The 13,426-nt window shown below is 43.6% G+C and carries 11 protein-coding genes; 5 read left to right on the forward strand and 6 right to left on the reverse strand.

From position 1 onward, the window contains the following. Window positions 1–3 precede the first annotated feature (3 nt). The 5 genes from MHM98_RS10315 (at window position 4) to putP (ending at window position 6,773) form a co-directional block, all read left to right on the forward strand. Window positions 4–1,950 (forward strand): VWA domain-containing protein, encoded by a 1,947-nt coding sequence (locus MHM98_RS10315; protein WP_239439192.1) that lies wholly within the window; start codon window positions 4–6, stop codon window positions 1,948–1,950. Next, complete coding sequence (locus tag MHM98_RS10320) at window positions 1,944–3,638, forward strand: BatD family protein (protein WP_239439193.1); 1,695 nt, start codon at window positions 1,944–1,946, stop codon at window positions 3,636–3,638. The genes MHM98_RS10315 and MHM98_RS10320 overlap by 7 nt, the downstream gene beginning before the upstream one ends. Window positions 3,639–3,686: 48 nt before the next feature. Further along, window positions 3,687–4,208 carry a sigma-70 family RNA polymerase sigma factor gene (locus MHM98_RS10325; protein WP_239439194.1) on the forward strand — a complete coding sequence of 174 codons (522 nt, stop codon included), beginning with the start codon at window positions 3,687–3,689 and terminating at the stop codon, window positions 4,206–4,208. Then, window positions 4,205–4,942: a DUF3379 family protein gene (locus MHM98_RS10330; protein WP_239439195.1), complete on the forward strand. Its 738-nt coding sequence runs from the start codon at window positions 4,205–4,207 to the stop codon at window positions 4,940–4,942. Before MHM98_RS10325 ends, MHM98_RS10330 begins: the two co-directional genes overlap by 4 nt. Window positions 4,943–5,321: 379 nt before the next feature. Continuing rightward, window positions 5,322–6,773, forward strand: a complete 1,452-nt coding sequence (gene putP, locus MHM98_RS10335) for a sodium/proline symporter PutP (RefSeq protein ID WP_239439196.1) — start codon at window positions 5,322–5,324, stop codon at window positions 6,771–6,773. A 223-nt stretch (window positions 6,774–6,996) separates the two neighbouring features. Here the strand turns inward: putP and purF are convergent, their stop codons facing one another. The 6 genes from purF to truA all read right to left on the reverse strand — a co-directional run bounded on the left by purF (window position 6,997) and on the right by truA (window position 13,380). Then, window positions 6,997–8,514, reverse strand: coding sequence for an amidophosphoribosyltransferase (purF, locus tag MHM98_RS10340; RefSeq protein WP_239439197.1), 1,518 nt, complete (start codon window positions 8,512–8,514; stop codon window positions 6,997–6,999). 35 nt (window positions 8,515–8,549) lie between these two features. Then, complete coding sequence (locus tag MHM98_RS10345) at window positions 8,550–9,041, reverse strand: CvpA family protein (RefSeq protein WP_239439711.1); 492 nt, start codon at window positions 9,039–9,041, stop codon at window positions 8,550–8,552. 282 nt (window positions 9,042–9,323) lie between these two features. Further along, window positions 9,324–9,974 (reverse strand): SPOR domain-containing protein, encoded by a 651-nt coding sequence (locus MHM98_RS10350; protein ID WP_239439198.1) that lies wholly within the window; start codon window positions 9,972–9,974, stop codon window positions 9,324–9,326. A gap of 70 nt (window positions 9,975–10,044) precedes the next feature. Further along, window positions 10,045–11,289: a bifunctional tetrahydrofolate synthase/dihydrofolate synthase gene (gene folC / locus MHM98_RS10355; RefSeq protein ID WP_239439199.1), complete on the reverse strand. Its 1,245-nt coding sequence runs from the start codon at window positions 11,287–11,289 to the stop codon at window positions 10,045–10,047. Between the two features lie 44 nt (window positions 11,290–11,333). Beyond that, a complete protein-coding gene (accD, locus tag MHM98_RS10360) occupies window positions 11,334–12,212 on the reverse strand; it encodes an acetyl-CoA carboxylase, carboxyltransferase subunit beta (RefSeq protein ID WP_239439200.1) in 879 nt (292 codons plus the stop codon). Between the two features lie 385 nt (window positions 12,213–12,597). Then, a complete protein-coding gene (truA, locus tag MHM98_RS10365; RefSeq protein ID WP_239439201.1) occupies window positions 12,598–13,380 on the reverse strand; it encodes a tRNA pseudouridine(38-40) synthase TruA in 783 nt (260 codons plus the stop codon). Between the last annotated feature and the right edge of the window lie 46 nt (window positions 13,381–13,426).

Here is a 13,426-nt window from a genome sequence, read left to right on the forward strand (position 1 = left end):
TTAATGACAGATTTTCATTTTTTACGCCCGTGGTGGTTAGTCGCTATTATTCCTTTAACTGTATTGATATTGTTAGCCATTAGAGCGCAGCGCCGTCAGGGCCAATGGCATCAGGTTTTACCCGCACATTTGGCCAAGTTGTTAATCGTCGAAAGTGGCGCAACGCAAAAAAAACAATCAGGTTTTGCGTTATGGCTTGCCGCGTTAATAGCCACGATAGCTATGGCAGGCCCAACATGGGAGCGCATCGAGCAGCCGTTGTTTAAAGTTAAACAAGCGCAGATTGTGATAGCGGATATGTCATTATCGATGTATGCCACAGATCTCGCGCCAAATCGTTTAACCCGCGCTAAATTTAAAATCAAAGATCTTATCAATCGTCTAAGCGAAGGTGAAACAGGCCTTATTGCCTATGCTGGCGATGCTTTCGTCATCAGTCCAATGACCCAAGACGTTGCAAACCTTAATAACCTTCTGCCGGCTTTGAATCCACAGATTATGCCAGTGTATGGTTCGGATCCTACTGTCGCTGTCGAACGCGCACTCGAACTTCTGTCACAAACCCAATACAACCAAGGTCAACTCTATCTGGTTACCGATGGTATGGAGCCGGGTGACGCCCGCGCCATTACTCAGCTTGTTAAAAACACTAAATACACCTTGAATATTCTTGGCGTTGGCACGGCTAAAGGCGCGCCAATTAAGCTACCCAACGGACAGCTGTTAAAAGACGATGCTGGCAATATTGTAATCCCTAAATTACAGGCCAACATCCTGCGAAATCTCGCCAGCACCCTTTCCGGCCGCTACAGCAATTTAACCAACGATCAGTCGGATATCGATTACCTCACCCAAACACTAGCGCCAGATGAGATTGACGACGAGGCACGCGACAAACAGTTCGGTGACGAATGGCATGAGATGGGACCTTACCTTGTTCTGCTGATTCTACCATTTGCATTATTTGCGTTTAGACGCGGCGCACTGGCGGCAATCGTCGGTGTTATTTTCCTAGGGCAACTTGCACCACAACCAGCCTTCGCCACCACACCAGTGAGTGATAAGTCAGCACAGCTACCAAGCACGCAGCAAGTACAAGAGAAACTAACTCAGCGCACGACAGAATCTAGTTGGTGGAACAATCTATGGCAGAGTAAAAATCAGCGCGGCTACGATGCTTACCAAGCGCAAGATTTTGAACAGGCATTAAGCGATTTTAATGATCCACAATGGCGCGGCGCAGCTCATTATAAAAATGGCAATTATGAACAAGCCCTCAGTGCTTTTGAACAAGACAAAGCCCCTAAAGGCCTGTTCAATCAAGCCAACGCACTTGCCAAAATGGAGCGAATCGATGACGCCATTCAACGTTTAGAATCGCTAATAAACCAACAGCCTGACTTCCCCAATGCCAAGGAGAACCTTGAGATCCTCAAACAAATGCAGCAGCAACAGCAGCAAGACCAATCGGGACAAGGTCAAGGCAAGGATCAGAATCAGCAACAACAGAACGGTAAAGATGCTCAGGACGGCGAGCAACAAGATGGCGATAACCAGCAATCTCAAGAGCAGTCTGGCGATGGACAGTCTCAGCAAAGCGAACAACAAGAAGGTGATGCCCAGCAAAGCCCACAACAAAACGAGCAGCAAAGCCAACAAAATGCAAAAGATCAAGACGGTAAAGAACAAGAGCAAACTCAGCAGCAAGGTCAGCAACAGCCGTTAACCGACGAAGAAAAGGCTCAGCAACAACAAGCGCAGCAAGCGGCACAGCAAAAACAGCAGATGTTTAACGAAGACAATTTAACGCCTGAGCAATTGCAACGCCTCAATCAGCTAGTGAAAAAGATCCCTGACGATCCTTCCCTGCTATTAAAAAACAAAATGGCGGTGGAAGCCCGTAAACGTCAGTATCAACGAGTGACAACTAAGGAACGTAAAAAGTGGTAATCAAACAACAATTCTCTCTTGAGCACAAAACTGAATTAGCGTCATGGTTGCGCTGTGCGTTACTGATTGTTATCGCTTGTTTGACAATACTGCTTAGTCATACAGCAAATGCAATCACCACCTTGCGGGCTGAAGTTGATCGCAATCCAGCAATGGCAGGCGAAACCTTTATCCTAAATGTAGTCGCCGATGATTCAGTCAATAGAAATACGCTAGATACTAAAGCGTTACTAAAGGATTTTATTGTTGGTCAAACGTCTGTGTCCTCTAATACCCAAATTCTCAATGGCAGCATGTCGCAGCAAACGACATGGCGTGTGGCTTTAATCGCCCGTAATCCGGGGGACTACACCATTCCTTCGTTAACCGTTGATGGCATCAGCAGTCAACCTATTGCCATGAAGATTATTCCGCAAACACAAAGTGCGCAGGAGAATCAGGAAGTAAAACTCGATGCCACTATTTCTGCCACCACTAGCTATATTGGTCAGCCGCTGATTTATACGATTAAGCTCTATATCGGCACGCGCCTACAACGAGCTAATTTACAAGAGCCAAGCCTGATTGGTGCTGATGTTGTGCAAATGGGTGAAGATACAGATGCCAGTGAAATCGTTAACGGCAAGCGTTATCGCACTATTACTAGACGCTATAGCATTAGCCCAACGCAAGCTGGCACCTTTGATTTACAAGGCAGTATATTTCGCGGCGATATCAGCCAATATGGTTATGGGCGCTCTAAGCCAGTTACCTTACTCGCGAATAATGAGACCATTACAGTTAAACCAATACCAACAGATTTCCCTGGTCAATGGTTAGCGTCTGAAATAGTGACTATAGAAGATGATTGGGAACAGCAAGAAACTTATCGCGTTGGTGAGCCTATCACCCGCACTATCACATTATCTGCAGCTAACATAGCAACAGAGCAGCTACCAGATTTAACTATTGATAACGGCACTGATGTCCAAAGCTACCCAGATAAACCTGAACTTAAAACCGGCTTTAGTGGCAACACGCTAATCTCGCAGGTAATTCAGAAACTCGCGCTAATTCCGAGTAAAGCAGGTACAGTGACCTTACCCGAAATCAAGGTGCCGTGGTTTAATGTCTCGACTGAGCGTGTTGAATGGGCAACAATTGCCGCCAAAACCATTACTGTTGCCCCAGCTAATCAGACACAGCAGCAAGTTGAAACACCTATCCAGCAGCCACAACAAGTAACACCGCCGCAACAGCAAACGCCACAGGTAGTTAGCGTCGCTGCCCAATTAAACATCATCTGGCCGATTAGCGTCGCTACGCTTGCATTGCTTGTGATTTTGTTAGGGATTTATAGTTTGAAACTACGCACAAGATTGAATAGCGACACGCCAGCTGTCACAAAATCAGTTGAAACATCAACGGCGAGTTATGCTACACTCATCGCCGCTTTAGAAAAAAATGACGTTGGCAACGTCATGAAATTATTACCATTGTGGTTAAATAGTGATTTCAACTTACGGCTGTCAGATCCAGTGGTTGTCGACAGCACTATCACCGAACACTATGAACGACTCGCTGGCGAGCAATACAGCAAGCAACCACAAACGGGCAATTGCCAAGCGCTAAAGCAAAGCGTCATCACATTTATGAAGAATTACAAAGTGACGACAAAACCATCACTAGATGGGCTATACAAAAATTAACTCCATTATTTTTGAAAATAATGAAAGTTTTAAAAAGGGTTAGCGGTCTTGAAGAAAGATAACGAACTAAAAAAGCAATATGAAGCCCTTGTTGCCCAATATCATACTGATTTATATCGATATGGTTATTGGTTAACCAAAGATAAACAAGTCACTGAAGACATCGTTCAGGAAACTTTTTTAAGGGCGTGGCGTGCTATTGAGCAGCTACAAGACATCAAAGCAGCTAAAGGCTGGTTGATAACTATATTGCGCAGAGAAAATGCGCGTCGATTTGAGCGCAAACAGTTATCCTTAGTCGATATTGATGATTACAGCGTTGCCGACGATGATGAGTCACAACAGCAAACATCTATCGAAAAAGAAGAGCTACATGAAGCAATCAACATGTTAGCGGATGATTATAAAGAGCCTTTGATTATGCAGGCGATGTTTGGGTTTAGCGGCGAAGAAATTGCCAGCCAGCTAAATTTAAATAAAAACACTGTCATGACTAGACTCTTTAGAGCAAAGAAACAATTAGCAGAGCTTATAAAAAGCAATGCAGTAAGCAGGACTGCGGAAAAATGAAACCATTAGATTTTTACGATTTAGCTATTGCCGATCCCCACAATAGCGACCCCGACTTCTTAGAAGCGGTGGCAAAGGATCCGGCGTTGGCGCAAATCGTTGCCGAAGCAAAGGAAAACGATAAACTCTTCCAAGAGTTTATCTCGGATATTCCTGAGCCTTCAGCAGAGCATCTAGCGGCAATACAGGACATTTGTAACACGCCTGCGTTAGACAACGTTACGCCAATGCCAAAGCGCCAAATCAATCGCTTTAAGCCATACCTAGCGATTGCAGCATCATTTGCGATTATGGCGGTTAGTATGTTTATGCTTAGTGGCAATAATCACTATAACCACAACTTAATGGACCATGCCCTATCACACACTGAGCACGGATTACCATTTGCTGGCGCAACAGACACCAACCCGTCGTTACATCGAGTGAATCAACAACTAGCGGTGTATGGTGCCAAACTATCCAACGTCGATAACGTGCTTTGGTCAGCTCATTGTGATTTCGAAGGTGTGGCAAGTGCCCATTTGGTTTACCAGAATCACACACAAAAAGTGAATGTGTTTTTAGTACCTAAATCGCAAAAGTTTGATGAAATTAAAGCGAAATTTGGCAACGAGCAATTTGACGGTTCAATTACCGAACTAGAAGAAGGCTATTTAGTGATTGTTGGTCCTAAAAACTCTGATATCACTAGCTTTAAGTCTAATATGGAAAGCCAATTAGATTGGTCAATTTAGTGGCAATTACTCCTTAATGCGATACAATCGCATTGGGGCCTGTTTATCTTTTGAGGATGAATTTTGTGCAATTGACAAGGCTTTTTCGCAAGGCATGAGGAGCGACGCCTAGTTTACCTAGGCGAACGACGAAAAACGCCGCGAAAATGTCTTGTCATTGCATACGAAGGACAGCGTTTGTTCGTGATTTCTACGGCGTTATCGCCTGCTAGCTTAGCCCACTAAGCGTCGCAGGCTCTGCCTTGTATAAAACCCGAACAATTCGCTGCAAAAACCTTCAAAAAAGATAAACAGGCCCGAATAACTGCGAAACACCGAAGTTATTACTTCGGTGTTTTTGTTTGTAACGTCCTTTAACTAAAAATAATAAGAATAAACCATGACTATTGAACTCCCCATTCTCGTCACTTTCATATTTTATTTAGCCTGCATGCTCATGCTTGGCTTATACGCTTACAAAAAAACCAATAATCACAGTGATTACATTCTCGGTGGTCGCAGCCTAAGTCCTAGTGTCGCTGCGCTTAGTGTTGGTGCATCCGATATGTCTGGCTGGTTGTTACTCGGCCTACCTGGCGCAATTTACGTAAGTGGTGTCAGCGAAGTGTGGATCGGCATCGGTCTAGTGGCCGGCGCTGCGCTTAACTGGATGTTTGTTGCCAAGCGTTTAAGAGTTTATACCGAAGTCGCTGGCGATGCCCAAACCTTGCCAGACTTCCTTGCCAACCGCTTTGGTGATACTGGCTTATTAAAAACCGTTGCTGCTATTGCTATCTTAGTATTTTTCACATTCTACACAGCCTCAGGTCTAGTGGGCGGTGCTATTTTATTTGAAAAAGTATTTGGCCTTGATTACACCATGGCCCTGCTCATCGGTACTTTCATTATTGTTTCCTATACCTATGTCGGTGGATTTTTCGCGGTAAGTTGGACAGATTTCTTCCAAGGCATCTTGATGTTATTGGCATTAATCATCGTCCCAGCAGCGATGTTCGTTGAAATCGGCGGTAGCGAAGCAATGACAACCGCCCTACCAGAGAAAATGTTTGATATATCTCCAACAACCGGTGCTATCGGTTTAATTTCATTACTCGCGTGGGGCCTTGGCTATTTCGGTCAGCCACACATTTTAGTGCGCTTTATGGCGATTGCTAAACCAAGTGATGTGGCAGTATCGCGTAACATTGCCATGGGCTGGATGATCTTAGCCTTATGTGGAGCGTTAGCCACTGGTCTTGTTGGCGCGGCTTATTTTGCCGAGCAACCACTTGATAATCCGGAGACCGTGTTTATTTTCTTAAGTAAAGTGGCATTTAATCCTTGGGTATCAGGCATTCTTATCGCTGCAATTCTATCTGCCATCATGAGTACCGTTGATTCCCAATTACTGGTAAGTTCAAGTGTGATCAGTGAAGATATTTACCGTCCGTTTGTTAACCCTAAAGCCACCGATAAAGAACTTATGCTTGTAGGTCGCTTAGCGGTAATTAGCATCGCCGCTATTGCTACCATTATTTCCCTTGATCCTAAATCTAATGTCCTTGGCCTTGTGGGTTACGCATGGGCTGGTTTTGGCGCGGCATTTGGCCCTATGGTCATCTTGTCACTATACTGGCGCAGCTATAACAAATTTGGCGCAATAGCATCGATTATCACAGGTGCCCTCACCGTGATCATTTGGAAGAACCTTGAAGGTGGCTTATTCGACCTTTATGAAATTGTACCGGGCTTTGTGTTTGCATTAATCACAGGCGTTGTCGTTAGCATCATGACTGCAAAAGAAGACGCACAGCTTAACCAACAATTTGATGAGTTTGAAAAGTCTCTATAACAATTCAAATACTCAGCCGCTAACAAGAGTTAGCGGTTTTTTAATCTTATACATTATCTTTCGTTACCTTTTCTAAAACACTAAGCCCACATATGGCCCAGCGCTGCTTGAATATCCACAGCAATTTTTCTAATTATTGGTAACTAACGACACAAAAAAAAGCAGCACCATCGTTGGCACTGCTCCTCAGGAATTTACTAACTAATCCAATTGGATTTATCGACTAGTTTGCTTCGTTGTGAAGATCAATATTAGATATTTCAGCCTTGGCTTCAGTCGCGGCTTTGGCGCTGTCATTGCGCAGGCCCGTAATTTCATCTAGATACTCTTGACTAATATCACCCGTCACATAACGCCCGTTAAACACTGACGTTTCAAAAGCTTCAATCTCAGGATTCTCGTCGCGTACTGCCGAAATCAAATCCTCAATATCTTGGTAAATCAAATCATCAGCGCCGATTTGCTCGGCAATTTCATCCATTTCACGGCCATGAGCAATCAATTCTGTTACTGATGGCATATCGATGCCATATACATTCGGAAAGCGAATTTCTGGTGCTGCAGATGCAAAATACACCTTATTAGCGCCAGCTTCGCGCGCCATATCGATGATTTGCTCAGACGTTGTACCACGCACGATCGAATCATCAACCAGTAATACGTTTTTACCTTTGAACTCGCTCTTAATTGCATTTAGCTTACGACGCACTGACTTACGGCGCATCTTTTGACCAGGCATGATAAAGGTACGGCCAATGTAACGGTTTTTCACAAATCCTTGACGGTATGGAATATTTAACTCGCTGGCAATTTCTAAGGCGATATCACACGACGTTTCTGGGATAGGAATAACCACGTCAATATCAAAATCTTCCCACTGACGAGCAATTTTTTTACCGAGCTTCTTACCCATGTTAAGACGAGCTTGGTATACAGAGATTTTATCGATAAACGAATCTGGACGAGCAAAGTAGACGTATTCGAAAATACACGGCGCGTATTGGGCGTTCTTCGCACACTGTTGCGTGTGTAGATGGCCTTGCTCGTCAACATACACTGCTTCACCAGGTTCAACGTCACGCAAAAAGCTAAAACCAAGTGCATCAAGTGCAACGTTTTCTGACGCTACCATGTACTCTACTTCGCCTTCTTCTTCTCGCTGACCTAACACTAATGGACGAATACCGTAAGGGTCGCGAAACGCAATCATACCGTGACCAATTACTAAGGCCACCGCAGCGTAAGCACCTTGTAACAAGGCGATGGTACGAGCAACACTGTCAAAGATCTCTTGCGGTGACAGTTTCATCGCCGGATTAACCGATAATTCATGGGCTAATACGTTTAGAAGAATTTCTGAATCTGAATTGGTATTGATGTGACGACGAGCGACGTTAAATAAATAATCTTGCAACGCGCGTGAGTTAGTCAGGTTACCGTTATGGGCTAGCGAAATACCAAATGGTGAGTTGACGTAGAACGGCTGTGCTTCGGCCGATGTTGAAGTTCCCGCCGTTGGATAACGAACGTGGCCAATACCGCTGGTGCCCTGAAGACGCTTCATGTGTTTTTGCTCAAACACATCACGCACTAGACCATTAGCTTTGCGTAAACGAAAATTACCTTCGTCTACAGTACAGATACCTGCGGCATCTTGCCCCCGGTGCTGTAGCACCGTTAACGCATCATAAAGTGATTGGTTTACAGGACTATAGGCAACAATACCAACGACACCACACATAAATTTTCCCCTCTCAACAATGTTGAGTTAGTTAACTAAGCTTGTTGTTTAATGAAGCTCGAGTTTTCTTTTAAAAACTCGAAGAACCATTCGATAACACCGCCAAATTCAGGAATAAGGACAGAATTCTTCCACCAATCTGAATTTGATAATGTTGTAAATGAATCTATTGCAAAGAGTACCGCAGCAACGATTAGCACACCGCGCAGAGCACCGAAAACTACACCTAGCATGCGATCTGTACCTGACAAGCCAGTACGAATAACCAACTGAGCAATAACGTAGTTACCTATTGCACCAATAATCAGAGTACAAATAAATAGCGCGACCACTGCACTTGCATTTCGCACCATAGGATCGTCTATTTGAGTTAGGAACGCAGCGAGATCTGCGTAAAACGTACTGGCAATAAAAAACGCAGCAACCCAAATAACCAATGATAATGCTTCTTTTACAAAGCCACGGGCCAAACTAATCAGTGTCGATAAACCAATGATGATCAATATCGCAAAATCTATCCAAATCATCTTCATTTATGTGACACTCCTTGCAAATTTGTGCGAATTTTACCAACTTTATAAAAAATTCCTAGCATAAGTTTCCTCTTTTCTCTTAATTGATTAAACAATAACAAACAGTGGACATAAGGTACCATATAAGATATTGTTTTTAATCATTTTAATAATTATTTGTACCCTGTGTCAGGTTTCGTAAAACTCGGACTTAAGTCATGGTCATGCGAATAAAACACAAGAAAATGAAGTCAAAAAAATAGCCGCTACAGTGAACGGCTATCCTTGATTCAAAAACTATTGGATTGGATTATATTTTTCGATGACGCCTGCCTCTTTAAAGGCTTTTTTCAACTTAGGCTGCATCGCTCGTAGTTTCTTTTTACTAAGCTCAGGACCAACGTAAACTTTATTAGTGACGCCAGAGCGCGGCACTGCTGGTACACTGTAGGCGGTAAATCCTTGCTTTCGTAGCTTTTTAACTAGCGCGTTTACGTTGTTAGGATTACCAAAGCTTCCCATACGAATTACCCACCCTTCAGCTTTGATCGCAGGTTTAGTCTGAATCTTCTTAGCTGAAGATGTCACAACGGTTGACTGTTTAGCCGCGTCATTCACTTGCTCGGCTTTCGCTGATCCAGTCTTTTGTTGACTAAGCTTTTCTTGAATCGGCTTTTCAGAAGCAGCTGTTGCTGCAGCGGTTTTCTCAGTGACAATAACTTCGCTTTCAGTTTGCTTAGGCTCAATTGTTTCTTTCTTGGCCGCTGGCGGCTTATCCAATTGAATCTTACTCACATCCGGCTGTTGATGCGTTGGTTTATCAGGAATAGTCACAAACGCTTGACGTTGCGATTGCTTCTCTCCGTCAAATATTTTTGGTAAGAAAATAATCGCCAGCGCAAATAGTACAATTGCCCCTACTACGCGATTTTTAATTTGATCACTCACTTGATGTCCCTAAATCTACAACGATTTTATAAGCAGCCACTATAAAATAAAATGGCAGCCTAAGCTATTGTTAATATTGCTCTAACACGGCAGCTACAGTAAAGAACGAGCCAAAGACTAGGATCAAATCATCTGTGTTAGCCACTGCTTTTGCCGCGTTCAATGCTTCATTAACTGTTTCGAACTTTTGCGCGTCTTCCACACCTAATGACGCGAACAACTGATCGCTACTTGCACCGCGCTCGCAATCGAGGCCAGCAACGTACCATTGGTGGGCAAAGGGCTTAATTACCTCAAGGGTTGAAGCACTGTCTTTATCACCGAGCATCGCACAAACCACATGTACCTTAGCTGCGTTTTGGCGCGCTATCCAAGCTGCAAGGTAGCGCCCTGCTTCCGGATTATGGGCAACATCAAGATAGATAGCGGGTTCACTACCAATCTGCTGTAAACGGCCATTGAGACTGGTATTGGCAATAATCTCTTCGATCTTGCTATCAGGTAACTGTAATCCAAGCGCTTCAAATGCCGCCAAAGCAGTCGCTGCATTGGTCATGGGTAGCTTGGTATACGCTAAGTTACAATAGCTGTGACTTTTACCTTTGAACTGCCAATGCTGTTCGAATGCGTCGAAGCTAAAATCTTTACCCTTGTAAGCAATGTCACAAGTTAATTCTTTCGCCTTTTCCACCATAGGCTGAGGCGGGTTTGGTTCACCACAAATGACCTTTTGATTGGTTCTAAAAATGCCAGCTTTCTCGTACGCAACCATTTCACGGGTATTACCGAGCCAACTTTGATGATCTAAATCGATTGAAGTAATAATGGCTAAATCAGCATCAACGATATTCGTGGAATCTAAGCGGCCACCCAATCCAACTTCTAAAATCACATAATCAACGTTCGCCTGTTTCATTAAGAACAGTGCCGTTAGGGTGTTCACTTCAAAATAAGTTAACGCAATATCACCACGCGCTAACTCAATCGCGCGAAACGCCTCAATGTGTGCGTCGTCTGCTAACTCTTGATGGTTAATGCGAACTCGCTCGTTATAACGAATAATATGCGGTGAACTAAATACACCTGTTGTGTGGCCACTGGCTAAGATAAGTTGCTCTAAATAAGCACAGGTTGAACCTTTACCGTTGGTGCCGCCAACGAGGATAACGTTATTGAGATCGTTAAGAAGATTCATTCGATTGGCGACTTCGCGTACGCGATCTAGTCCCATTTCGATTTCTTGGGGATGGATGGATTCTAAATAAGACAGCCAATCGCTGAGGGATTGGCTGTTGGTATTAAAGCTTTGATTCATTATTCATTCCGCTAGCGTTATCTAACCAGAATGAACAATGGCCCTTAATTCACTTCTTGAGGAATCGCTGGCTGGTCAGTCATTTTGGCTAATAAACGCGCAATAGTATTTCGCATTTCTCGACGGTCGACAATCATATCAATTGCGCCCTTCTCAAGCAAAAATTCACTGCGTTGGAAACCTTCTGGCAGCGTTTCTCGAACAGTTTGTTCGATTACGCGTGGGCCAGCAAAACCGATAAGCGCTTTAGGCTCACCAATATTAATATCACCTAGCATCGCCAAACTTGCAGAAACACCACCCATCGTTGGGTCGGTTAATACTGAGATGTAAGGAATACCACGCTCGCTTAAACGATTTAAGATAGCGCTTGTCTTAGCCATTTGCATGAGTGACATTAACGCTTCTTGCATACGCGCACCGCCAGATGCAGAGAAACACACTAGTGGAATGTTTTTATCTAAAGCAACTTGAGCTGCTGCAACAAAACGAGCACCTACTACAGACGCCATTGAGCCGCCCATAAAGCCAAACTCAAATGAACATGCAGCAACTGGCATACCTTTTAAGGTACCTTCCATTGCCACCATCGCGTCTTTCTCGCCAGATACTTTCTGTGCTGAACTGATGCGATCTTTATATTTTTTAGTGTCTTTAAATTTAAGTAAATCTTGCGGCTCAAGATCTAAACCTAGTTCACTTGCGCTACCATCATCTAAAAACGCTAACAGACGCTTACGTGCGCTAATGCGCATGTGATGGTCACATTTCGGACATACTTCTAGGTTACGCTCTAACTCAACGCGGTAAATGATTTGATCACAAGAACCACATTTACTCCAAACACCCTCAGGAATGTTATGTTTACGTTGATTTGAGATGCCTGTAGGCAGCATCTTTTCAATTTTTTCTATCCAGCTCATAAAAGATCCGTGAAATTTAATAATTCATAAAACACTTAAACCGGTAATTTAATGACTAACGCACATAGACGTTGTTTCGATTACCGTCGACCCAACTAACACCATTGAATACTCAAACATAATAAAAGTAATTCATTATCGTCATTTCGCAACAAATCATTACAATTTTCGAATATTTATCGACACTTTTACATCAATTGTCCATAAAAAAGACACCGTTTATTGAATAAAAAGCTTACAAAGGGTTAGTTAAGTACTAAAACTGGCGACATTAAACCATATTCTCAAGGGTAAAAGACATAAATAACTGGTCTTACCCTTACGACTAAGTGATGATTTTGCCGCGATCGTTCAACAAGTTAAGGACAACCGCCGAAGATCTCGCTTATTGAACAAATAATGGACCTACTGCAGGCCGTGGGAGTTCAAATGTTTCTGGATATTCTACTTCTACTAGGTATAGACCTCCAGCTTTAGCCATTGGCGGTGCAAGAGCGCGATCTTTTTGCGCTAAGAATGTCAATGGAGCATCGGTCGGCAATTCCCCCTCGCCGACTTTTATTAAGGTACCAACGATGTTACGCACCATGTGATGTAAAAAGCCGTTAGCTTTGATATCTACCACGATATATTGGCCTATACGCTCAATAGTAAGATGTTTAATTTCACGCACCGGGGAATGTGCCTGACAGTGAAGTGCACGATAGGATGTAAAATCATGTTCGCCAACGAAATGTTTGCCCGCTTCAATCATTAGCGATTCATCAAGTGGCTGGTAATAGTGACTAAGGCCACTACTTAAAATTGCTGGTCTTAGTGCGCCATTGCTAATAATGTAACGATAACGACGATTAAAGGCGCTAAAGCGGGCGTGAAATTCATCTGGCACCCGCTTAACCCATCGAATAGCGATATTGTCGGGTAAGATAGCGTTTACACCTAAGGTCCATCCGCGATCGTCGCGCTCTGCCGTGGTATCGAAATGCACTACCTGTCCAGTGCCATGCACACCAGTATCTGTACGACCAGCACATTGCACCGTAATTGGTTCATTGGCAATTTTCGACAGGGCTTTTTCAAGCACTGCCTGTACAGAAATCACGTCTTTTTGACGTTGCCATCCGTAATATGCTGAACCGTCGTATTCGACACCTAATGCTATGCGCATAATTTTAAAACCAACTGAAAAAATAAAAGCGCATTATCGGATAATA

Source organism: Psychrobium sp. MM17-31 (assembly GCF_022347785.1).
Classification (GTDB): Bacteria; Pseudomonadota; Gammaproteobacteria; order Enterobacterales; family Psychrobiaceae; genus Psychrobium.